Genomic DNA, 20,992 nt, shown 5'->3' with positions numbered 1-20,992 from the left:
TTATTTAGAAATCATGATTCATAAAACAGTTAGAGAAATTGCGACAGCTTGGAAAGAGTACAAGCGTCCTTATGTGAAGCAGTCCACGATGGCAGCTTATGTGTTAATTTTGGAGAACCACGTTCTTCCTTATTTCGGAGATGGTGATTCGCTCCGCGAACAGGCAGTACAGACTTTTGTCTTGCAGAAGTTGGAACGTGGTTTGAGTGTCAAAACAATCAAGGACATTTTGATAGTCCTTAAAATGGTGATGAAGTTCGGGGTCAAAAACGAGTGGATGACCTATTACGAATGGGATATAAAGTACCCCACGACCTCCACCAGCAAGGAACTGGAAGTACTGTCTGTCGCCAATCACAGAAAGATTCTGAACTACATCCAAAGCCACTTCACTTTTATGGGGCTGGGGATTTATATCAGCCTTAGTACCGGATTGCGCATCGGAGAAATTTGCGCATTGAAGTGGAGTGACATCAATGTAGCAGACGGCACAATAACCGTAAGTCGTACGATTGAACGCATCTATATCATTGAGGGTGAGAAAAAGCATACTGAACTTATTATCAACACACCCAAAACAAAAAACTCCTACCGTGAAATACCCATGAGCAAGGAATTGTTAGCCATGATTAAGCCATTGAAAAAAGTGGTCAATGAAAATTTTTATGTACTTACCAATGATGAGCATCCAACAGAACCACGCACGTATCGTAACTATTACAATGGTTTGATGGCGAAGCTCGACATCCCCAAACTAAAATACCACGGCCTGCGTCATAGCTTCGCCACCCGTTGCATTGAAGCTGGGTGCGACTATAAAACAGTGAGCGTGTTGTTAGGCCATTCCAACATTTCAACCACGCTCAACCTATACGTCCATCCTAATATGGAACAAAAGAAACGTTGCATTACCAAAATGTTCAAATCATTGGGGAAATAAAGTAATTGTATTCTGTCATTTGCATATAGCCCATAAGATTACAGCAAGATAACTGACAGCCAAAGCTATTACCAAAAATATGAGCCAACGGTTGGAAAGCCAAATGCCTTCATTGCTTTGGAGGCGTTTGGCCATTTTATTGCTGTGCTTCTCCAACAGTTCTTCTTCGGCTTTGATGTGTCGGACAGTGCATTGGTGTACTTTCGTCAGCTCATCGGTGCCGATTTTTGCACGGATGACTGTGTGCTGTTCCGCCTTGACAATGGCGTTGCTGATGCCCTCCACTATGTTGTCCGCACTGTCTTTTGCCGCAACCAAGGCATTGAAGGCAGTCCGTTCCCGTTGAACGGTATGCTTCAAGCTACCGTGTATGCCGTGCAGTTCTTCTTTGAGCGAATTGATTTCACTAAGCAGATTACGAAGTTCAATTAGTTGACAGTTGACTTCCTGAAGCAGTCCTTCAAGTTCCTGTTTGTCCTGTTCCAACTCATCTTCAGGTGTATAATTGGCAAGCCGTTCACGTAGTGCCGCTGTATCGGGTCGTTTCATTGCATTGCTGTTTTTAGTTCGTTTGTCATTTACGTTTCATTCCGCCTTTGGGATGCCTGCCGATTCTGTTTGAAGCGGCCATCGCACATCTACGGGCAAACTCAATCTCATCCTCTTTTGGGTCGCGTCCCCATTTCAAGTCTGACTGCGAACCGCCGCCACCTCCGCCCGATGTCACTTCATAGGGTGATGTTATCAAGGTGAAGTAAGCCATTGCCAAGTTCTGCAAGTCCTGCCAGTTGGCCAATTCCCGGTAATCAAACTCGTCATTGAAAAAATCAAGCACCTTGTCCGGGAGATAACGTTTGTAGGTCTTTCCGTCATGTTCAAACTCCGTGGGCTGGCTGTTCAGCTTATAGGCTGTATAGTCCTCGAATATAGGATTGCTTTGGCGTATAATAGGCTGTGGCTTTTGTTGCGTACCATTGGGAATGGACGGCTTCGGCGTAGATACAACTGGTTGTTTGGTAGCAGGACGGACTTGTTGCGCCTTGCCTTGATGCAGCTTCTCCCATGTCTGCCTGATACGGGATGCAGTCAGGTTGCGCCCCTTTCCAAGTTCCGAAGCCTTGAATTTCGTGTTGCCTTTAAGAAGCACATAGCCACGAATGACATCTTTCTTATCTTTCCGCAAATATAACTTGTAACCTTTGGCGGCAAGCCTTTCTTGATAGCCGTCCCATGACCATTTGTCAAGCTCGCGCAAGGCTTCCATGCAGTCGGCACTGACTTGGGGTATGTTCGTTTCGTGTATGTGCTGTGCCGTAGTCCATCCCCTTTGCCGGGCAATCATTTCAGCCGCCCGTTGTGCGCGTAAGTGTATGGCATGGTCGTTGTTAATGTTCCCGTCCTCGTCCACACGACTGACGATGGCATGAAGATGCGGTATTCCGCTGTTGGATTCCTCATGCAGCCATATGGAGGACTTGCTGCCTGATATGTTCGTCTGCGCGGAAACCACCTTGCCGTCCTTGTCGCGGATTTCCTGAATGTCGAAAGCGGCGGCAAAGTCCTGCCACAGTTGCCGCCAATCTTCCAAAGTGAAGTTCTCGGTATTCTCCATCGCCGGGCTTATCTCCATGCGGATGACATTGTTCTTGATGTTCGGATGGTTCATCGTGGCAAACTTCATTTCCGTAAAAATGCCTGTCGCGTCCATGCCCTGTGGCATAAAGTTGTCACAGATACGGATAATCCTTTCGGGATGCTTCTTGTTCCTCGATTCTCCCGACATATACAGCATCGCCCTTATGCCGTGGGCTACGGCTTTTGCCTTGGCTATCATGCTTAGTCCTCCTTTGCATCTTCATTTGTTGTTCCTGCCGGATAACTGTTGGCTGTCTGTGCGAACTGCAAGAAGTCGGTGACACGGTCTGTGACATACGCCACTTTCTCGTACCAATCGAGCATAGTCGGCTGGTGCCGGAAAAGTTTTATCTTCTCGTTGTCGGTCAAACCGTGCAGGGCGTTAGCGAAGTTCACCATGTCCGTCCTGCAAGCCGCAAGCTGCCTAAGACCGTCCAGTTCCTTGTCGGAAAGCCTTTGCCGTGGCTTGTAGCCGAGTGCCCTCGCACGGATGAAATCGCTGCGTGTCATGCCGCACTGGTCAGCGGTACTTTTGATTTGTGCAAGCTCCTCTTCCGTGACTTTGGTGACAACCACCCTGTCACGTCTTATAACAGACTTTCCCTGACCAAATTGTTGTTTGGAAGTATCTTTTTCATGTGCCATAACTAATGTCGCTAAAATAGTCGTGAAACGGTATCTACAAAAGGGATGGTGCGAGCCTGCGAGCGGCAAGGACAACAGGTTGCCAGACTGTTGCGAGAGTGTCGTGGTAATACCGTCCGAAGGCGGTAATACCTCGGCATATCTCGCAACTGAACGCTGACGCTCCACGCCATTCCTCCCTTGCGTTAGCCATCGGAAAGCCTTATGTGCGCCGGATGGTTTGCCGGATAGAGGAACAACGGAATCGTGGGAAATCAGCCAGTCTGCCCGTTTGCCGCCATTCAGAGCGGTTCTATCCTTTCCCTTTGTTTGTGGATGAACCGATTAGAAACTACGCTGCCATCCTTTGCCATCCATTGCAGGAGGCATGGAAAGGTCATTACTGACGCAACTCTTGAACGGTAAGTGTCTATGAGTTCCAGCTTTGCCAGTTCGTCCAACAGACGGCGTATGCGCTTCCTGCCCATGTTCCATTGCGTTGAAAGCTGTTCCTCGGAATACTGTGCTTGACAGACTGAAAGCATAAGCGGTCGGTGGAAACCTTTGGCCGTACCGTCAGCAAGAGCCATCCTTGCCAAGAGGTCGCCAAACAATGTGAAGTTACTGATTTCCCTGCCGTCATCATCGCTCGTTGTTCCGTACAGCCATTGCAATGCACCTGCGGAGAATACGAACGCAAATGTTTCAATCCCTGTCGGGCGCAAGAAACTGTATTTTTCCTTGTCCATAAAATTTTGTTTCTATAAGTGTGATATATGTGATATAAATGTTATGCTTCTGTTGTAAGAATTGAATGAAGCCGTAAAAAAGTATGTACGGAATAGACTGTTAGCTTTTCGTTGTTCCCTGCACGGCTTCATCCTTTTGTGTAATGCGTAAGCGAAAAACTGTTTTGCCGATAAGCAGCACCCGTTCCTAAACATGTTCCAATCCGAAATAAGGGAAGGAAAGGAACGGAATGCAGCCATATCCATATTGGATTTCATATTGGCAATTCAGGTTTTCCCAAAGCATACGGTCACTTTCCTGCGCCACTGGTGCCAGTATTATTGGGGAACGGTTGCCCTGATGCAGGACGTTTGTCAAGTGAGGAAACGGCACGGCTGATGTCCGCCACATCCACGGCGATTGATAGCAACGACCTGTTTACTGAAACTAATTGCCGCTTGTCGCAAAACTCCGCCACACGCTCCAATAACTGAAACGCACGGTTCAGCCGATGTTCCTGTGCATTGTCCGCAGTCATACGCTCGTTGTCCTTTCCGCTGTTGAGATAGCGGTTGAGTGCAAGGCGGTCATCCGATGAAATGTTTGTTGCCGTGGCCTTGCCGTCAGCGATGGCGATGCTCACGCGCAATGCGTCCGCCTCATAAACGCTTAGGCTTTCCAAAAACGAGCGAATGGCCTGCACGTCCTTTCCGCTGGTTTCACGTTTTCTACTTTCGTACTTCTTCCCGGTGGAAACGACCGAAACAGCTCCGGCCTGTTCCAAATTTCTGTTCTCTTCCATATTACTTTAATTTTAGTGTAAATGATAATGCTCTACTGTCTTTCGTTCATTTCCTGAATCTTGGCGGCTGCTTCCTCCTTGATTTCGTCAACGGACTTCGACTTTGCTCCGCGCACCCAATCAAGCAATGCTTTCTTCTCAAAGAAGATGAGCTTACCCGAAGGCTTGAAATAAGGCAAGTGGTTCTCATGTGTCATCTTGTAAAGGGTGCTTTTGGCTATGCCGAGAAAGGTTGCCGCTTCCTCCAGATTCAATACCTCCTTGGCCGCATAGCAAAGGTTCTCCAGTCGGTTCACCCGTTCTTGGAGTTCCGCAATCCTGCGCTCCTGTTCGAGGTTCATTTTCGAGTTTCTGTTTTCTGTCATAATCGTTCTATTTTATTGTCTTGTTAATCAATTTCGGTCGCAAATGTATATGGTTTGATTTGTAATTCGGCCAAAAAGGAATGGGATAATCATCTGAATTATAATCATTTAATTCTTTGAAAATCAGCGATTTTTCGGTATTGTACAAAGTCTGCATTGTCGCATTGTCCGGCGATTGTTCCATGTTGTATTTTTGAATAACACGTTGATTGAACATCCATTTGGAAGCACTAAAACTGGCAAACGGCTTGGACACTTCCGATGTGTATTGTACAGCGGTGGAGTTGCCGTAGTGTACAAAAGCCGCAAAACAGATTTTAACAGGGCTTTTACACCCAATCGCAAAAATGGAATACCGACATTTGATGTATCTTCCTGAAAATGTCCAATTTCTCGGAAAGTATTGTCTGACAGCATATTTGTAGTAAATTTATGGGGTTATGCTTGGTATTCACGGGACAAAATCGTACCTTTGTGTCGTGAAAGGGTATTCACGGCAAGGGATGTCCGACAAAGAGCGTTCTTGATTTTATTTTCCAGTGGTTTTGTCCCGTTTTTGTCCCGTCAGGGATTTGTATCACGATACAAGTATTTACAATATCGCTGAATATCAATGATTTGTCAATGACAGAAGCGGTAAAAATGCGCTAACCACCAGTAACCACCAAAAGGGTCCCTGCGCCCCCGTAAAGGTGGCATCTGTCAGGAACTCGTTGGTCTGGAATATCACATCGTCAATCTCCTCTTCCAAGAGGTGGATGCCGAAATCCGAAAGTATATCGTCGCCCATGTCGTTATGCTGTCATTTCGTTATCTATTGGGGATTTCTCCCGTTCCATCACCGGCAGGATGCCGTCCGCTTTCAGTTTTTCATAAATGAACATCCGTCCTTTCTGCGTCCATTGGGTGCGCATCACCGATTTGCCACTCTCCAAGGAAAGTGTGGCGCTATGCACATAGCCCTTGTCCTTGTAGGCGGCATACAAAATCCATTGCTTGTTGTCCTTGTACTGGATGCCTTTCTCGTGCAGGATGGCATTCATTTTCCGTCCCGACATTCCATAGTCCTGCGCGATTTGTGTAATGTCGAGCAGTCCCTTGCATTGTAGCACCAAGTCCACATAACTGGTCCGCTTGCCCAATTCCTCTATCTGTTCCTGTTGTTGGCCGATTAACAGTTTTTGCTCCTCACACTTGGCTTCCACTTCCAGGCGGTTTTTCCGTTCCTCCTTAATGGCATTGGCCAAACCAATCAGGAAGTCCGGCTCCGTGACCACCCGCTGTAAGGCTGCATCGGTCAGATAGCCCCCGTGCTTGCGGATGCTCGGCAATACTTCCTCGCATACCCAATCCTGAAACTTCTCCGCTTCGGGCAGTTTGCTGCGCATCACCAAGCGGTAAACATCTGCCTCAGTTATATACTTTGTGGGTAGCATAACTACTGTACCATACTGATTTTCAGAGGGGGTTGTTAAAACTACAACCCCCTTACAGTGTATGCGGACAGCCTGTGGGGCATCTGAATACCCCAATGCCTTTGCCACATCGTTCCCTTTGAACAACACTTTCCCATTCTCCGTTTCTACGGTGTTGATGTTCCCGAACTGTGGGTGGTTGAACACCTGAATTGCATGATCCTTGCTCATTGTTTTATATGTATATATTGGTTATTGAATCATCTTTTCCCTGCTTTCGGCTTAATCCCCTGTTGCCCGCCAACCGGCCTCCCGCCAACGGTTCATCGCCGCTATGGCTATTTGTGCCCGGTTGTCTTCAATGGTAGCTGAAGCGTCCAACAACTCAGCGACCTTGGTGGAGTTGGCCAATCGCACCAAGTAGCGCACCAAGGTTTCGTTCTTGCGAAGAATGTCCGCATGGATGCGCAGATATTGCTTTTTCCGTTCAGCGTTCGGCATATAGGCATCCTGCACGGATTTCACGGCACAGAGGTACAGGCGGTAGTGCTCCCTCCAGTGTTCCTGCCCGTTGCCGCTTCCCCCGGCTTCAGCTATACGGCGGATTTTGCGTTCGAAGTTCTCCAAGGCGGAATTAATCTTGTCGCCTTCCGCCAGCCATGCCACATCCAAGGCCCCGCCGCTACGGTCAGCCACATTCAAGGCCTCAATCCGGGCACGTTGGGTCATGGCGGAATCCAACGCCTCGGCATCGTCAACCTGGTTGTACAGGTTGATGCCCGCCGCCGTGCGGAAGCCCAATTTGTTCTTTGCCGCCGCGCTCTTTTGATAGGAGTTATGCAGCAGTTGGTAATAAAATGCCGGTGTCAATCCTCCCGACCCGATTTCAGCCACCGTTATCTGGTTCATCTTGGCAGCATCGTGGTTGTAGGTTACGCTTTGAGCAAGTGCCTTGGGTGCAAGGCCGAACATAGCCGCCCCAATACCTATTATTATATATACCGCTCGTTTCATTTCAATTTTCTCGTATTTGGTTTCTCGCATCTTGTTTTTCGTTTCCATGCCTCCATTCCCTTTCATCGGTTATACGGATTCAGCCCGGAATCCCTCCACCGCCGGAAAGCCTCGTTCGCTATCTGCGACTTGTCCTTGGCCAGATAAATGCTTTCTTTCCAATACCCCATGCGGAGTTGGATATACCGCCATATTTCAAAGTAGGCTTTGTTCAAATGCCGCTCGATGTTGTCCAGTCCTTGGTTGATGCTTTCCAATACCAGCAGCAAGTCCGAGGTGGAGCAAGCCGCCGCACCGGTGGCATACAATACCAAGTCGCTCATCGAGCGGTAGAGTTGCTTGCCGTCTTCCGCAATCCTTTCCACGCACCTTAGGCTGATGCCGATAATCAGTGTGTCATGCAGTTCCATCCTGTTCCGCTCCACCACTTTTGTATAATAGTCATTTAGTAAATCCTTGTAGTCCCCGACTCGGTCGCTCACGCTATTGTAGGTGGAATACACGTTGAGCGAGGTACGCAGCGACTGGTAGAGGATGTCAATGACATCAAAAGCCCTTGTGTACTTGTCCAAATCCACGTTCAGTTCCTTGAAGTCCACCGCCGCTTCGCTGCTGTATTCGTGCAGGAGTTGGTTGCTCAGTTCCAGTGTCGAACGGGCCAGTAACAGGCTTCGCTGTTGTTTGTGGTCATTTATATAGGCTTCCACTGAAACGATGTCAAAGTTCCATTGTGCCGACATCTCCAACGAAAACGCCGTCACCATCATCAGAAGGATGATATGCCTGATATTTCTTATAGCCAGCTTCATTCCGTTTCCCCCCTATTTTCATCCGTTTCCTCGTATTTCCCGTTGTAATCCACCGAGTGCAGGCTGTTCGCCGCGCCACGCAACCATCTGCGTCGGCATTCCTCTACCAGAGTAAGCCTGCGTCCCCGCTCCTCGTTGACAAAAGGCGTGACGTCCTTCAGCACGTCAATGATGCCGAGCTTGTAGTTCATCATCTTCTCCAAGGCAACGAGGTCGGCGTAGATGTTTGTCAGCCGGGCTTCCACCTGACGGGCGATTTCCAGCCGGTCGGATGCCCACAGCAGGTGGTAGGTGTCCGTGGTCGTGTCTTCCTCCACCGGTTCCGATTTCACATATTCCGTGGTGATTTCGCACGAAGGGTATTGATGCGCAATTTCCGACAGGCGGCCATTGACCAATGTCGCCTTTTCTGACTCGCTCATGGCAGGGTCAAGTTCGATGATGTCCACCACTTCCGTGTCCGAATACTCCGCCGTCAGTTCCCAGTTTATCTGCATGATGGCACGGTGTATCTTGATGCCGAGGAAATACTTGGGCTTGCGGGCAATGGAAAGGGTTGCCTTGAAGGTGATGGTTCCGTTGATGTTCGGGGCGGTGGCTTCCCGCAGGTAACTGTAGCCGCTCCACCAGCCGTCACCCTGCCACGTCAGGCTATAAGCGTTCTTGCACTCCTGCATGATGGCCGGGATGCGGTAATAGTCGTCCGTAGGCACGTCGTTCTCCGCCGCCGCTTCCTCCTTGGCTTGCGCCAGCTCCTCCTGCTTCTTCCGGATAGAGGACAGGTCGGATTCCAGCCGGGTGATTTCATCTTTGTTGCGGTTGTACTGTTGCCGCAAGGAGGCTGCTTCTTCCACCGTGGCCGATGCGATTTGTTTCACCAACTCGGCGTTCTCGGCTTCCAAGGCATCTATCTGCGACTGCAAGGCCGCCGCTTCCGCATTGTATTCGTTTTCCAGTTCGTCCAGACCGGACAAATCCAGTTCGTCATCCCCGGACACGGTAGTCTGCATGGCGCAGTCCTTGGAGTGGCTGTTCAGACTACCGCCGCAGGTGCGGCACTTGTATTGGGTGCTTCCGCTGCCCAATGTCACCCCGTCATGGCAGGTCACGCTGACGATCACGCTCTCGCAACCTTGTAGCCTAGCTTCGTCCGTGGCCTGGTAATAGTGCTTGGCATCGTAGCCGATAACATACACATGGCCCTCCTCGTTGTCGTTGAACTCCGACAATCGGGCGTTAAGTTGCGCCTTGAAGGTATTCAAATCCATCTTGTAGGAATCGAACACGTCTTCATACACCACTTCCTCGTGGTTCCAGCTTCTGGTTACTTTTATGCTGTAAGCGTATGCCTTCTGTATCAGTTTGCTGCCCCGGTTGATGTTGTAAGCGGAGCGATAATAGCTGATGCCGTAGGTATAGCCGTCATTCGCCCGGTTCATCTGCTCCACCTGCGCCCTCGACCAGCCGGCATACCGTTCCGAATTGCTGAGTATCTGCTCGGTCTGTGCGTTGTTAGGATAGAATCCGGCATCGGAAGTGTTGAAGCGCGTCCACTCTCCGCCGTAAATTATGCTGTTGTCGTCCGTGGGCGGCGTGTAGTCGCACAGGGTTTCCGTGCCGGCATCCCTGCGGTAAATGTACAACCGTTGGGTGTAGTATTGCCCGGCCGCTTCTTTCAGGTAGTCGCTTATCCACGAAGTCAGGTTGTAGTTGCTGGCCTGGAACAGGTTGGCCACTCCCTCCGGTCCTCCGACCATCGAGAGCAGCGTATTGCCCACGGAATGTTCCATTTGTCCGTACAGGTCGTAAGCATTCCCGGCCACTCGTGCAATGTCGCTTATCTTCCCGTTCAGCAGGTCATGAAAACTGCTCCCGCCCAGAATGGCATCCGAAAAATTGTCCGCCCCGGCCTGAGCCAGTCCCACCCCCATGTTATACAGGTTGTCAATGTCCGTTTTCAGGTTTTCCTTGGTGAAATTGTGCCGGATATTGCCCAGATCGTCGAAGAAGGCATCCCAGTCGATGCCGCCGCTTTCCGACAGTTTGAACAATGGGGCAAACTGCGGGGCGATTTCCAGGAACACTACGTCCCGGAACGACAATGTGCCGTTCGTCACCACCGATTCAAATTGCATACAGAGGGCCTTTACCTCGGCGCAGACTTTCATCAGGTAACTGCCCCAGTACAGGGCTGTCTGAGGGGAATGGAGCATCTGGCCTGCCACCGTCCAGATTTTCGGCATAATCTTCGCACTTACGAGGTTATAGATGCGGCGGTAATAGTAGTTCTCCGTACCGTCGCTCCAAATGCCCAGTTCCGTCAATGCCTTACGGTCGAGGTATTTTGACAGGAAGATACCCGCCGCAGCCACTTCCGCAGCACTATACTTGTCGAGTATGCCCTTCACCTGCTCGGTATAATAGGCTTCCGTGGCCGTTTCCGTGGCATAGGCCGCCGCCATTGCCGCCACAGTCTTCTTGTCGTAGTTGACACGCACGTACTGTGCTTCCGCCAAAAGGACGGAAGCACAGGCGCATACCAATAGGACAAGAAGTCTTTTCATAGATTATCAGGGCTTGATGTTTGTATTGTTCGGGTTGTTGCCCGGATTTTCATTCTTCCCTGTTTTCATGTCCCGGTCAAGGCAAAGCGAATACTCCCCAGAACACCATTGCTGGTCAGGGGCTTTGTAGGTGATGTAGCCGCGTTCCTGCAATTCCTCACTGGCAGTCAACACTCCCTTTACGCTGAATCCCCTTACTTTGCACAGCAGGCTGGCAGGATGCACATAGAACACGTCAGGTTTCTTCTCGTTCTCCCACACATAAATGAGGTAGAAGAACAACACGGTGGCCTCTTTCGAGAAGTTGCTGATCTCGTTGGCCTTCCAAAAGTCGTGGATGAATTTTTCTGCTTCCATAATGTCGATTATTTGTAGATGATTATTGTGTGATTACTGAATGGTTTTCCGACGGTTCCGTTCCAGATGCAGCACACGGCCTGCCTTGTTCACCTCCTGGGCGAACGCCAAGGACTTGTCGATGCCCGAAAGTTGCCAATCACGGCAATAGGCTTCAATGGCCTCCTGATGGCTGCATCCCAATTCCCGCTTGTAAAGTTTCAGGGCTTCCTTTTCAGCCCGCTCCGTAGTGTAGGTCATGTAGCATTCCCTCGGTTCTTCCACGCCGTACACCTCGCTGGCCGTGCCACGACGTATGAACACCTCCCGGAAGAACGAGCGACCCTCCTTGTTTTCCAAGCGGTTGATGGTGAATATCTTCTTGCACTCCACATCGGTCAGGCCGAGTATCGCCTTAATGCCGTCGAACCGCTCCCGGAACTTGCTTTGGTCGAGCAGCATCACCACATCGGAGTTGTTGATGATGGCCTCCTTCACGATTTCCGACCCGATGATGTCCTGTATCTCCTGCGTCACCACGCCAACGCTTGCCCAGAACTTGCGGGCGGTCTTGTACATGAACTTGATGTACTCGGCCATCAGCGGAGAGGCGATGGCTTTCCACGCTTCCTCAATCACCAAGACTTTGCGGTTCTTTTTCAGGCGCATTTTTTGCAGAAATACGTCCATGATGATGAGCGTCACGATGGGGAAAAGCAGCGGGTCATCTTTTATCGCATCGATTTCGAAGACAATGAAAGTTTCATCGAACAGGGTGCCGTCCATTTCCTCGTTCAGCGTCTTTTCGTGGTTGCCGCCTCGGTAAAAGTCCTTCATCATGTAGCGGTAGGTGGAGAGGTCGATACCCGCAAGGTTGTTCTCGTGGCAGATGTCGGGAATGCGCTGCACGGAGTATTCATAGAACGTGTTGAACGAAAGACCCTCCACCTTCAGCTCCTTACGGCGGCGTTCTATCTCGTCGATCTCCCTTTCGATGCGGGCCAGCCGTTCCTCTTCCGTATCCCTGCCATCACGAGAGTTGTTGCGGTCGTCCACCAGCAGGCTCTTGCGCAGGTCTTCCCGCTGGGGAGGGGTGAAGCCGTCAAAACCGTTGAAATAAACGTCATAGTATTCGGTGATTACTTGGTCGATGAGCCTGTCCTCCGTCTTGCTGACCGTGCCCTGGGAGCCTTTCCATATCAGGAGCACAAGGTTTTTCAGGAAACCGGTCTTTTCCACATTCAGTTCTTGGCGATTGATGCGGAAAGGGTTCATGGTGATAGGCTTCTCCTCCGTATAACTGATGTACTTGCCGTTCAGGTATTCGCACAGTCCCTCGTAGGAGTTACCCGTATCGACCATCACCACGTCCGTGTTTTGTTCGTGCAGCTGGCGCACCATGCTGTTCATGTGGAACGACTTGCCGCTTCCGCTTGGCCCCAGACAAAAGAAGTTGGAGTTGTCTGTCAGCTTATTGCGACCTTCCTTGCCAGTAATGTCGATGGGCACGGGCACGCCTTGCCGGTCTGTGTAGTATATCTTCAGCGGGGTGTCCTCGCTGTGCTGGATGCGTTCCTTGTACATCAGGCAGGCGGCTGCATCGCCGAGGGTGAGGAAGCGGTCGTAGTCCGGACTCATGCCGTAACAGTTGCCGGGAAACGAAGCCACGAACAGTTCCAGCTGGTTGTACGCCCGCTTGCTGATGTGGATGCCGAGCCTGCCGAAGCTGTTCTCCAAGTAGTTGGTGGGCTTTTGCAGGTCGGTACCCTTGTCACAGCACACCATGAGGTTGTAGTGCATATAGACAAGCTGCTTGCTCTCCCTCGCCACCACGTCCTGCACGCGCTTGATGTCCTCCACGGCCATCAGGTTCGATGGATTGGGGATGCTGGCATGGCGGTTCTTCTTCTTTTCCAGTGCGGCAAGCTCCTTTTTCTGGCCGGGCATGAAAATCATCTGGTTGTAAACCACCGTCCGTGCGTCGGGTATGCTGTCTATCATCGACACCAAGTCCACGGGCATCTCGGTGTTGTTTACCTCGATGTTGGTGAACGGGCGTACCAGCGAGGGCAATCCTGCGCTGTCCACATCGACGATGGAAAACACCTTGCATTTCCTGCCGCCCATCTCCACGCATTCCTCGCCCGCCTTGAAGCTGTCCATCGCCACGGGCTTGCCCAAGAAGTCCATCGTGAAGTAGTGGTCAACGTAAGTACTTGCTTCTGCCTTGTCCAGGAACTGGGTACGGATGCCTGCGTCGCGCAACTGGTCTTTCACCTTGCGTATCTTCACCAGGAAGTCCTTCCACCGTTTGTCATCATAGGAGAACAGGTTGCCCTTGCGGTTCTCCTGCGTCACGGTCAGGTAGGTGCGGTTGTCGGTGTACTGCCTGCCCTTGAAATAGCGGAAATAGGATTCGCTCAGGAACTCGTGCCTGCCATTACCTGTTTCCTCGAAGCCCTGCCTCGTGAAGATGTCCTGCTTGTGCAGGGCATAGCCCTCGCCGAGTGTCTGGGCAAGGGCGGTGAATAAACGGGTATATTCATAGTAACTGTCGATGTCAGCGGAGAACTTCTGCACCGGATTTTCGATGCGCAGGATGGCGGAATATTCCCCGGTCTTGGTGTAGAGAATGCCGATGCCGTCTACGTCCTCAATGGAGAAATAGATTTCCCGAAATATACGTTTGCGCTTGCAGCCCGTGCCGAATGCCCGGACGGAGATGGCCATGCCCGCCAAAAGTGCCGTGAATGTCAATAGTACGTATAGTGTCATGGGGTCTTCTTCATTTTAGAATAGGTAGAAAAGTCGTAGTTTCGCCTGGGTATACCGCTTAGATAACCTTCCGGTCACGATGCCGTGGGAGAAGTCCATCAGATAAAAGGTGTCCTTGTCACTTTCGGAGCAAGTGAGGTATTCGCCTTGCAAGGGGGGTATCAGGCCTTTCAGCGTGGAGGGCTTGGCACATTCCAGCAGGTAATAGAGCTTGGCCAATTCACCGAGTGAGGGCACATAACCGCCGGGATGCCGTGCCGTCTCTTGCAGCATGGTTCGCCTGCCCAAAGGAGAATTTCGCTTGGTTTGTCCATCGGCTTCCACCAGTCCTTGCGTGAGGGTTGCCCCATCAGTATAGCCCAAGGCGCAATCGCTCGAATAGGGCATTCCTGGCTTGTAGATGACCTTGTCATCCTCGCCGATGCCGGTGGTCGGATTGACAATGCCTTCTTTTCGTTTCCCGTCAATGGTCGGGAATCGCCTGCCGCTTGAAACGCCGTTTCCGGAGAATACGAACGATCCCGGACAATCAGATAAGGCAACCGCCTTGCCGTGCTTGCCGTCCGTTTCCATGACCACGCCCATGGAAAGAGTGTCACGCTTCGCCTGTATCGTTCCGTCCCTTTGCAGGTAATGCCCCGTTTGCACGGAATCAACCGGCATCATCCGGAATTTATATGCCAGGCTACGCTCCGGCTCTACCCAACTGCTGTTGATGGCCACGCCCTCGTTGCCTTTGCGGATGGAGAGGTGCGTCATGCTTCCTGCCGTTAATGGTGGCAACATGGTACGCAACACATGGTCTTTGCCGTTGATGCGGATAATGATAGTAACGGAGCAGGCGGTTTCGGTCGGAATCAGGTAAAGGTCATGCTTCCTGCCGTTGTTCAGCAGGCAGTCCGTACTTCCTGCTTGTAGGCTGCCGTTGGCTTTTTTATCGAGCCATCTGCCTGTGTAAGGCTGATAGCCACCTTCAGTATAGATGTCATCCCCGATGAGGGTGATGCCGTCCAACCGGTCACGCAGGTCATCGCCCTCACAGACGATGCGTAGCAATGCCATGGAACTTTGCAGCCTGAATGTCGGTTGGATGGTAGTCCCGATGATGCGGCTGGTTTCCACTCCATAAAGGTTTTCATCGAACGGGGCGATCAGGCGGAGAGTATCGTTTGTTCCTAGTCCTTTTCGGAAAGGATAGCAAACGCTGACGGTCGCCGTCGTGTCGGAAGTGAGTGCATGACGGTTTGCCGACACATACACGTCTCCCTTCCGGGTGAACATCGCTCCTGCTAATGCCTGCCTTTCTTCGGGTATGGTAGTGCTTACGTCCATATATACGCCAAGGTGGGGCCATGCAGGGGTTGTTGCCTCCATACCCTCAATGCAGACTTTAATTGGTTTGCGGGCTTTTTGCCACTCCATGCGTGTTTTCTCGCCCGATTCGATGGCGGCAACCGTGGGCTTGGGTTGCCTCTCTCCGCCGCAGGAGGCGAGCAGCAGCCCGATACATATCATTAGAAAGACTTGCATCCGTTCGTTGTTTTGTATGGTTATTTAATCATTTCCGTATTTGCTGTTTTTATGGAGTAATATCATATCCCGCATCAAGGCCGCTTTAATCTTGGCATGGGCGTTTACAGCCCTTTGGAGCGGGCATAGACAAACACACCTTTGTCGTTCTTCTTGCTGTGAAGCCCCTTGCGCTGTTTGAGCAGGATGAGTGCCGCGCCGCAGCCAAGTGCGGCCACCAAGACTATCAGCCCGGCAAGGAAACCGGAGAGGCAGTAAGCCACGATGAAGCCGACAATGGCACCACCGATGGCCCCTGCCGCCCAGTAGATGTACCTTCCCTGAATCCCCATGAATTCAAGAGGCCGTTGCAGCCCCTTGAACATGGGGTATTCCAAAGGACGGGTGTCACCGTGCATTCCGGGCATGGCTTAGCTGGTGATGCCGAAGAACAACGGGAGTGCCTGTGCCGCAGCCACAAGGAAAATACAAGCTCCCACGATCATCATGATGGACTTCTTGACGTCCTGCTCCTCGTTGTTCATCTTGATGTACACGCTGATGGCTCCCACGATGGCCACGACACCGGCGATGGCGTAACACAGCTTCACCACGTAAGGCACGTACTTGGCGATTTCGGTCGTCACCGTGCCGAGGGCGGTGGTGCCCGCCGTATAGTCGCCGGCGGCGTTCTGGGCGAGTGCTGCTGTGGTGCCTGCTAGCAGCATGAGAGAGAGCATTTTCAATCTCCCGGAAGGGCAAAGTCCCTTCATCCACTTTCTGATTTTTCCTTTAAACATTCTTTTTACCTTAAAAATTAAACACTATGTGAATTGTCTCGTTTCTTCCTGTCATACCCGGTAGCCGAAGAACGCCGGGAACACGATGGATGCGCCGATGATGAACAGGCAAGCACCGACTACCATCATTATCTCCCTCGTGATGCCTTCCTCCCTCGTATTCATTTTGATGTAGATTTGCAGGCTGGCATAGATGGCGACGATGGCGGCAATGGCGTAGAGCAGGTAGAGCACATACAGCATCATGGTCACCACGTAATCATGCATAAGAGCCAATGCGTCAGCACCCCAGCTATAATCCACGCCACCGCATTTGGCCGAGACGGGTAAGGCCGTGCACACGCCAAACAACAAGCCTGTCCACCTGCGCATCTTACAACTCATTTCTTGTTATCTTCATTGGGGTTTTGAACAGGGTCTCCCGCCTGCCCTCCAACAATTCGTGGAGTTCAGGAGCGGTCACGCCGTTCTCGCTCGTTATCTCGGCTTCATACAGGGCCGACTGGATGCGGTCCGCTTTTTCTTCGGCTGCACTCCGTGGCTCTTCGGTCGGCTGCCCGGCAGCATCTTCTTCCTCACTTTCTATCGGGTCGGCCGACGTATCTCCTGAACTGCCCACATGGAAGCTGTCACCTGATTCGCTGACTTGCACGGATTCCTCTTCCTCCATGCCTTCCAAGTCAAACACCTCCTCGGTAGAGTTGGTGCGTCCTTTTTTGCCCTGCAAGTCCTTGGCAATGACCACCGCATAATAGATAGCGTAGGCTATTGTCAGCACAAAGGCAAATATCATAAATGGACTCATTGCTTTGTCTGGTTTATAGGTTTACAATCTCGTTTTGCCTGCAAAAGAATAATGGAAAAGCCGTCTTGTGAAACCTCTGACTGAAATACTGTGCTGTTTTAACTTGATTTTTCTTCGTGCGGAGAAATCATACTTTCAATCATACTTTGACAACCTTGCTAAAGACAGTTATACTTACTACGCCTGTTCAGTTATACTTGCCTGACCAACGAAGTAAATCTTCTATGGGCAACGAAGCGTATTAGCCGTCCACGGCTGTTGTTTTTCCTGTGCGAAGGTAAGGCGGTCGGGAAGCTGCAAGGCGCAGTTCCGGGAGGGCGGCCAGCTTCCTCCTTGCATTCGTTCCCTCCTTCCCGCCTTGGCTCTTGCACGTAAAAACAAGTCCCTTTGGACGGGTAAAAGCCCGACGGCAGGGAAGGAACAAGAAGTCTAACATTAAATTATCAAAACGATGAAACAGATTATTTGGTCAAACGACAGCTTTATGGACGACGAGGCACGGGAGTATTACCAAGACTGCCAGCGTGAATATTTGGAAGATGACGGTTACACGGTGAGCGATGAAGAATGGGGCGAGGAAGTGTGCAGGTGGCTCGATGACGAACGCATGAACCTCAATGTGCAGGTGGACGGCGTGATAATCGCCTTTGGCGACCTGGGTCTGTGGCGTGGCCGCAGGCAGGGATACCAGATTTTGGGCAGCAACGTTGCCGACATCTTGCACAGCTCTTACATAGACAGCGAATGGTACGGCGATTGTTACAACATCCGCGGGCGCATGACGCACCACGACGGCACCAACTATGCGCTTTACCGGGTGGCGAAAAGCCGGGAGGATGCTGAACGTATAGCCGAAAGGATTTACAACCTTGAAATTGACGAGAAAGGCTTCCGCAAGCTCACACGCTCACTCTATCCATACGTTGCCGATGTCTACGGTTGGATAGTCAGGTGGCGTAAACCGGCATAAGGACTGAAAACAAGGAAGGACAGCCGTTCCCCTATGTGATAGGGCGGTTGTCCTTCCTTGCGATAATTGGCAAGCCAAAGCTTGCTTATACCTTTTATTATTTGTCTAACCTGTTATAAGCAGCTTGCTGATAAACTACTCTACAACAAGAAGTGCTTCAAGTTTTGCCGCTTCGTCTTTCAATTTTTGGGGATTCTGTTTTGCCAACTTAGCAAGATTAACAAGTTTCCATTTAACAGACGGGTAATCTTTGAAGTATTCAAACTCATACCCATTCCATTTCGGTTCGCCAAGTTCGAAACTGACCAAAAATCTCTTGTCATCATCAGTCATCAACCGGTTGACTTCGGTTATCAGTTTAGTCCTTGTTCCCTCAAATTCCTCGTATGTGAAAGGAATGTCCGTCATGCCATCAAATTGGTTTACCATTGCCTCACGTTGGTCTATAAGCCGCGGGGAAAACGATTCATGGATAGGACGGTCGCTGCCAAGCAAGTTAAAGATAAGTCCTTCCCTGCAATCTGCCATCGGCAAATCCATATATTTCACATCAAACAGGTCACGGGGATGTTGCCGGGAAAGAGCCGCCGCAATCTTCCCGCCGTATAGCTGTGTCAGTGGAACTATGTCAGCCTCGCAGTAGAGTCCGAACTCCTCTTGTGCCTTGTCGCTCAGTGGCATGGTTAATGCTTCGCCACCGACAAGGCCTCTCTTGGTCTGGTTCACCTCCACCTTGACTTGTTTGCCCCGGTATTCGCAAAGTAGTTTGCAGATGTCGTACTTAGGCACGATGTGCATCCCTTTGAAAGCCTTTTCGGCTTTCTCTTTGATGGATTTCAAGTGCAGGTTGATGTCTTCCAAACTTTGGTTTCTGTCTGCTAATGGAATATATGTCAGGTCTATATCAACCGAATAGCGAGGTAAGTTCTTAAGAAATAGGTTGATGGCAGTGCCACCATGCACGGCAAATACGCCCTCTTCCATGACAATTGGCATCAGTCGCAACAGAAGTTCCACTTTCTGAGCGTATATCTGTGTATTGGCGTTGTTTCTATTCATATTCAGCAAGTTCTTTGGGTATGGTCATATTATATTTTGCGATGTATTTTCCAGTGGGCACTATCATATATCGTGATGTGCTCAATGTTACAGAATCAAGTTTTAGAGCCTTGAACCAAGGGTGGGCCGCTTTTTCTGCCATATAGACAAACAGTCGTTTTACCTTTTGCGAAGTGCATGATTCAAGCAACGATTGCACCAGTTTAGGGCGAAGCGTGGTCAGGCTCTCCATGATGTAATACATATCCAGCAAGGAGGAAGCTGCATCCGGCAGATGAAGACATTCCAAAAATGCCCTTTCAGGGGAAGAAACGAGCAAACTGTTACTTTCAACAACCATTGGTTCGACTGCCTTCAAGTCTGTTCCAAGGAAAGAGGTTGTCATGTACTTGACAGCCATGTCCCAATTCCCTTGAACAATCCATAAGGGCAGTTTGTTTTCCTTGTCGGTAAACAGGTAGGCTTTAGGCTTGCCGAGGGAAAGATAATGTGAATACCCCCTTAATTCCAAAGCGGTATAAGCGCCCACGATGCACTGTTTACCAAGTTGCGAATTGTAAGCCGCCACCGTTTGCAGCAATGTGGGCGATTTGCCTTTCAAAGCATAAACGCCTTTGGATATACGAGTGAGCCAACCCCTCTTCATGTACGAATGTTGCTCCTTGGAGTTAAGTCCCTGTTTCGTGAGCCAATTCCCGAAAAACAATGAACTATTTGGATGCGATTCCAATATTTGCTGTATTTTTGTTGCCATATTCGCCTTTATTATGAATTTGACGATATTTACCATGCAAAAATACTGCATCCATCCCGAACTGCCAAATATTCCAAGGCAATTCTTTGTGATTCTTGCGGAATATTTTCATTCAAATTCGCATAAATAAGGAATTGCAGACTCTGTAATAAGCAAATCCGTATTATTACGGCATCTTTTTCTTACCAACAAGGATGTCATTGAGGTCTTTGTAGAGCGGGTAGGTTTCCATCATGTCATGCACGGCATCGCCTTTGATTTCCCGTAGCATGTCCACCACACGCCGTCCGGCATCGTCATTGTCGAGATAGCAATAGATGTGCTTGTAGGTTTTCAGCCGTGACAATGCCTTGGGCAAGTTGTTTGCCAAGTTCAACACCAACAGGTCTGCGCCATAACAGGGTACGGACAACCGTTCCCGTTTCCGCAAGGTCAGAAAGGACAAATAGTCCATGAACCCTTCGAACAGGCATACGCAGTCTGTTTGTCCTTGGGAAATGAATGACACCGCTTTCGGAGCAATACACCCCTTATAATAGGGATTGCGTATCTCATAGCCTCCCGCCTCGTTGGGGAATGCAATGGCATAGTAACTATTTCCATGGCAGGTGTAATGCGCTTCCCAACATTCTTGACTGGCTATTTCCATATCTATGCCTCGTTTGGAAAGGTAGGAAAGCAATGGTAAGGATTCCAACAATTCCAACCGCAGGTTTTGGAATACGGTTGCTTTCAGTTGCGTCCTATCAGGAGCTGATTGTTGCGGATGCGGAACGAATGTCCGTATCCTGAGAGGTGCAGCAGGAGCAGCCTGCTCAATCATTTTTAATATTTTAGGAATGTTGTGGGTGCGGTACACCAATACCGCAAGGTCGATAATGTCGCCGCTCTTGGCTGTAGCGAAGTCATACCATATATTGCGGTTCTTGTTTACTTTGAAGGACAGATCTTCGTCCTCTCGGTATGGTGCGTAGTACCATGCGTAACATGATGTTACCTTGACCGGATAAATCCCTATTGCCAATAAAAAATCCACAATTGGAATTTGTCGGATCAATTTAATGTTCATCCGCTTTATGATAGGCAT

The 20,992-nt window shown here is 50.2% G+C and carries 24 protein-coding genes; 2 read left to right on the top strand and 22 right to left on the bottom strand.

The genetic code is table 11. The annotated features are described in order from the left end of the window. Positions 1 to 13 precede the first annotated feature (13 nt). Positions 14 to 940 carry a site-specific integrase gene (locus B5F25_RS06200; protein WP_087248285.1) on the top strand — a complete coding sequence of 309 codons (927 nt, stop codon included), beginning with the start codon at positions 14 to 16 and terminating at the stop codon, positions 938 to 940. Positions 941 to 955: 15 nt separating this feature from the next. Here the strand turns inward: B5F25_RS06200 and B5F25_RS06195 are convergent, their stop codons facing one another. The 19 genes from B5F25_RS06195 to B5F25_RS21080 all read right to left on the bottom strand — a co-directional run bounded on the left by B5F25_RS06195 (position 956) and on the right by B5F25_RS21080 (position 17,558). Continuing rightward, positions 956 to 1,489: a hypothetical protein gene (locus B5F25_RS06195; RefSeq protein WP_087248283.1), complete on the bottom strand. Its 534-nt coding sequence runs from the start codon at positions 1,487 to 1,489 to the stop codon at positions 956 to 958. A gap of 25 nt (positions 1,490 to 1,514) precedes the next feature. Then, positions 1,515 to 2,774: a relaxase gene (locus tag B5F25_RS06190; RefSeq protein WP_087248281.1), complete on the bottom strand. Its 1,260-nt coding sequence runs from the start codon at positions 2,772 to 2,774 to the stop codon at positions 1,515 to 1,517. A 2-nt stretch (positions 2,775 to 2,776) separates the two neighbouring features. Continuing rightward, complete coding sequence (locus tag B5F25_RS06185; protein ID WP_206423531.1) at positions 2,777 to 3,220, bottom strand: hypothetical protein; 444 nt, start codon at positions 3,218 to 3,220, stop codon at positions 2,777 to 2,779. A 281-nt stretch (positions 3,221 to 3,501) separates the two neighbouring features. Beyond that, positions 3,502 to 3,948: a hypothetical protein gene (locus B5F25_RS06180; RefSeq protein WP_087248279.1), complete on the bottom strand. Its 447-nt coding sequence runs from the start codon at positions 3,946 to 3,948 to the stop codon at positions 3,502 to 3,504. Between the two features lie 290 nt (positions 3,949 to 4,238). Beyond that, positions 4,239 to 4,730 (bottom strand): hypothetical protein, encoded by a 492-nt coding sequence (locus B5F25_RS06175; RefSeq protein ID WP_087248277.1) that lies wholly within the window; start codon positions 4,728 to 4,730, stop codon positions 4,239 to 4,241. Positions 4,731 to 4,762: 32 nt separating this feature from the next. Further along, positions 4,763 to 5,095 carry a helix-turn-helix domain-containing protein gene (locus B5F25_RS06170; RefSeq protein WP_087248275.1) on the bottom strand — a complete coding sequence of 111 codons (333 nt, stop codon included), beginning with the start codon at positions 5,093 to 5,095 and terminating at the stop codon, positions 4,763 to 4,765. A gap of 610 nt (positions 5,096 to 5,705) precedes the next feature. Next, positions 5,706 to 5,885 carry a hypothetical protein gene (locus tag B5F25_RS06165; RefSeq protein WP_087248273.1) on the bottom strand — a complete coding sequence of 60 codons (180 nt, stop codon included), beginning with the start codon at positions 5,883 to 5,885 and terminating at the stop codon, positions 5,706 to 5,708. A gap of 4 nt (positions 5,886 to 5,889) precedes the next feature. Then, positions 5,890 to 6,741 carry a phage antirepressor KilAC domain-containing protein gene (locus tag B5F25_RS06160; RefSeq protein ID WP_087248271.1) on the bottom strand — a complete coding sequence of 284 codons (852 nt, stop codon included), beginning with the start codon at positions 6,739 to 6,741 and terminating at the stop codon, positions 5,890 to 5,892. A 51-nt stretch (positions 6,742 to 6,792) separates the two neighbouring features. Beyond that, on the bottom strand, positions 6,793 to 7,524 hold the full coding sequence (locus tag B5F25_RS06155) for a DUF5045 domain-containing protein (protein ID WP_087248336.1): 732 nt from the start codon (positions 7,522 to 7,524) through the stop codon (positions 6,793 to 6,795). 62 nt (positions 7,525 to 7,586) lie between these two features. Beyond that, positions 7,587 to 8,333 carry a hypothetical protein gene (locus B5F25_RS06150; RefSeq protein ID WP_206423530.1) on the bottom strand — a complete coding sequence of 249 codons (747 nt, stop codon included), beginning with the start codon at positions 8,331 to 8,333 and terminating at the stop codon, positions 7,587 to 7,589. Further along, entirely contained in the window at positions 8,330 to 10,897 is a 2,568-nt protein-coding gene (locus B5F25_RS06145; protein ID WP_087248269.1) for a hypothetical protein, read from the bottom strand. Before B5F25_RS06145 ends, B5F25_RS06150 begins: the two co-directional genes overlap by 4 nt. Before the next feature lie 6 nt (positions 10,898 to 10,903). After that, positions 10,904 to 11,254: a hypothetical protein gene (locus B5F25_RS06140; RefSeq protein WP_013619312.1), complete on the bottom strand. Its 351-nt coding sequence runs from the start codon at positions 11,252 to 11,254 to the stop codon at positions 10,904 to 10,906. A 33-nt stretch (positions 11,255 to 11,287) separates the two neighbouring features. Further along, positions 11,288 to 14,008: a DUF87 domain-containing protein gene (locus B5F25_RS06135; protein WP_087248267.1), complete on the bottom strand. Its 2,721-nt coding sequence runs from the start codon at positions 14,006 to 14,008 to the stop codon at positions 11,288 to 11,290. A gap of 15 nt (positions 14,009 to 14,023) precedes the next feature. Continuing rightward, entirely contained in the window at positions 14,024 to 15,538 is a 1,515-nt protein-coding gene (locus B5F25_RS06130) for a hypothetical protein (RefSeq protein WP_087248265.1), read from the bottom strand. A gap of 104 nt (positions 15,539 to 15,642) precedes the next feature. Further along, entirely contained in the window at positions 15,643 to 15,945 is a 303-nt protein-coding gene (locus B5F25_RS06125; protein WP_041584104.1) for a DUF4133 domain-containing protein, read from the bottom strand. Positions 15,946 to 15,948: 3 nt separating this feature from the next. Beyond that, positions 15,949 to 16,317 carry a DUF4134 domain-containing protein gene (locus tag B5F25_RS06120; RefSeq protein ID WP_041584103.1) on the bottom strand — a complete coding sequence of 123 codons (369 nt, stop codon included), beginning with the start codon at positions 16,315 to 16,317 and terminating at the stop codon, positions 15,949 to 15,951. A gap of 51 nt (positions 16,318 to 16,368) precedes the next feature. Then, positions 16,369 to 16,689 (bottom strand): DUF4134 family protein, encoded by a 321-nt coding sequence (locus tag B5F25_RS06115; protein ID WP_087248263.1) that lies wholly within the window; start codon positions 16,687 to 16,689, stop codon positions 16,369 to 16,371. A gap of 1 nt (position 16,690) precedes the next feature. Then, the gene (locus tag B5F25_RS06110) at positions 16,691 to 17,122 is read right to left on the bottom strand and encodes a hypothetical protein (protein WP_087248261.1); all 432 of its coding nucleotides are present in this window, start codon (positions 17,120 to 17,122) and stop codon (positions 16,691 to 16,693) included. A 241-nt stretch (positions 17,123 to 17,363) separates the two neighbouring features. After that, on the bottom strand, positions 17,364 to 17,558 hold the full coding sequence (locus B5F25_RS21080) for a hypothetical protein (RefSeq protein WP_140406869.1): 195 nt from the start codon (positions 17,556 to 17,558) through the stop codon (positions 17,364 to 17,366). Between the two features lie 15 nt (positions 17,559 to 17,573). On the opposite strand from B5F25_RS21080, the gene B5F25_RS06105 reads away from it, so the two are divergent. Continuing rightward, on the top strand, positions 17,574 to 18,092 hold the full coding sequence (locus B5F25_RS06105) for a hypothetical protein (RefSeq protein ID WP_087248259.1): 519 nt from the start codon (positions 17,574 to 17,576) through the stop codon (positions 18,090 to 18,092). A 135-nt stretch (positions 18,093 to 18,227) separates the two neighbouring features. On the opposite strand, the gene B5F25_RS06100 is transcribed toward B5F25_RS06105, so the two are convergent. The 3 genes from B5F25_RS06100 to B5F25_RS06090 all read right to left on the bottom strand — a co-directional run bounded on the left by B5F25_RS06100 (position 18,228) and on the right by B5F25_RS06090 (position 20,974). Further along, entirely contained in the window at positions 18,228 to 19,151 is a 924-nt protein-coding gene (locus tag B5F25_RS06100; RefSeq protein ID WP_087248257.1) for a nucleotidyl transferase AbiEii/AbiGii toxin family protein, read from the bottom strand. Next, positions 19,144 to 19,905, bottom strand: coding sequence for a type IV toxin-antitoxin system AbiEi family antitoxin (locus B5F25_RS06095; protein ID WP_087248332.1), 762 nt, complete (start codon positions 19,903 to 19,905; stop codon positions 19,144 to 19,146). The genes B5F25_RS06100 and B5F25_RS06095 overlap by 8 nt, the downstream gene beginning before the upstream one ends. Positions 19,906 to 20,071: 166 nt before the next feature. Continuing rightward, complete coding sequence (locus B5F25_RS06090; RefSeq protein WP_087248330.1) at positions 20,072 to 20,974, bottom strand: toprim domain-containing protein; 903 nt, start codon at positions 20,972 to 20,974, stop codon at positions 20,072 to 20,074. Between the last annotated feature and the right edge of the window lie 18 nt (positions 20,975 to 20,992).

It is taken from the genome of Bacteroides sp. An19 (assembly GCF_002160215.1).
In the GTDB taxonomy this organism is placed as follows: domain Bacteria; phylum Bacteroidota; class Bacteroidia; order Bacteroidales; family Bacteroidaceae; genus Phocaeicola; species Phocaeicola intestinalis.
This window is presented reverse-complemented; position numbering and strand designations above follow the sequence as displayed.

Coding starts and splice junctions, on each gene's coding strand:
- B5F25_RS06110 (WP_087248261.1), bottom strand. CDS start 17,122: ATGAGTCCATTTATGATATTTGCCTTTGTGCTGACAATAGCCTACGCT.
- B5F25_RS06165 (WP_087248273.1), bottom strand. CDS start 5,885: ATGGGCGACGATATACTTTCGGATTTCGGCATCCACCTCTTGGAAGAG.
- B5F25_RS06105 (WP_087248259.1), top strand. CDS start 17,574: ATGAAACAGATTATTTGGTCAAACGACAGCTTTATGGACGACGAGGCA.
- B5F25_RS06150 (WP_206423530.1), bottom strand. CDS start 8,333: ATGAAGCTGGCTATAAGAAATATCAGGCATATCATCCTTCTGATGATG.
- B5F25_RS06100 (WP_087248257.1), bottom strand. CDS start 19,151: ATGAATAGAAACAACGCCAATACACAGATATACGCTCAGAAAGTGGAA.
- B5F25_RS06170 (WP_087248275.1), bottom strand. CDS start 5,095: ATGACAGAAAACAGAAACTCGAAAATGAACCTCGAACAGGAGCGCAGG.
- B5F25_RS06130 (WP_087248265.1), bottom strand. CDS start 15,538: ATGCAAGTCTTTCTAATGATATGTATCGGGCTGCTGCTCGCCTCCTGC.
- B5F25_RS06095 (WP_087248332.1), bottom strand. CDS start 19,905: ATGGCAACAAAAATACAGCAAATATTGGAATCGCATCCAAATAGTTCA.
- B5F25_RS06200 (WP_087248285.1), top strand. CDS start 14: ATGATTCATAAAACAGTTAGAGAAATTGCGACAGCTTGGAAAGAGTAC.
- B5F25_RS06180 (WP_087248279.1), bottom strand. CDS start 3,948: ATGGACAAGGAAAAATACAGTTTCTTGCGCCCGACAGGGATTGAAACA.
- B5F25_RS06090 (WP_087248330.1), bottom strand. CDS start 20,974: ATGAACATTAAATTGATCCGACAAATTCCAATTGTGGATTTTTTATTG.
- B5F25_RS06185 (WP_206423531.1), bottom strand. CDS start 3,220: ATGGCACATGAAAAAGATACTTCCAAACAACAATTTGGTCAGGGAAAG.
- B5F25_RS06115 (WP_087248263.1), bottom strand. CDS start 16,689: ATGCGCAGGTGGACAGGCTTGTTGTTTGGCGTGTGCACGGCCTTACCC.
- B5F25_RS06120 (WP_041584103.1), bottom strand. CDS start 16,317: ATGTTTAAAGGAAAAATCAGAAAGTGGATGAAGGGACTTTGCCCTTCC.
- B5F25_RS06140 (WP_013619312.1), bottom strand. CDS start 11,254: ATGGAAGCAGAAAAATTCATCCACGACTTTTGGAAGGCCAACGAGATC.
- B5F25_RS21080 (WP_140406869.1), bottom strand. CDS start 17,558: ATGTTAGACTTCTTGTTCCTTCCCTGCCGTCGGGCTTTTACCCGTCCA.
- B5F25_RS06175 (WP_087248277.1), bottom strand. CDS start 4,730: ATGGAAGAGAACAGAAATTTGGAACAGGCCGGAGCTGTTTCGGTCGTT.
- B5F25_RS06195 (WP_087248283.1), bottom strand. CDS start 1,489: ATGAAACGACCCGATACAGCGGCACTACGTGAACGGCTTGCCAATTAT.
- B5F25_RS06135 (WP_087248267.1), bottom strand. CDS start 14,008: ATGACACTATACGTACTATTGACATTCACGGCACTTTTGGCGGGCATG.
- B5F25_RS06160 (WP_087248271.1), bottom strand. CDS start 6,741: ATGAGCAAGGATCATGCAATTCAGGTGTTCAACCACCCACAGTTCGGG.
- B5F25_RS06190 (WP_087248281.1), bottom strand. CDS start 2,774: ATGATAGCCAAGGCAAAAGCCGTAGCCCACGGCATAAGGGCGATGCTG.
- B5F25_RS06125 (WP_041584104.1), bottom strand. CDS start 15,945: ATGCCCGGAATGCACGGTGACACCCGTCCTTTGGAATACCCCATGTTC.
- B5F25_RS06155 (WP_087248336.1), bottom strand. CDS start 7,524: ATGAAACGAGCGGTATATATAATAATAGGTATTGGGGCGGCTATGTTC.
- B5F25_RS06145 (WP_087248269.1), bottom strand. CDS start 10,897: ATGAAAAGACTTCTTGTCCTATTGGTATGCGCCTGTGCTTCCGTCCTT.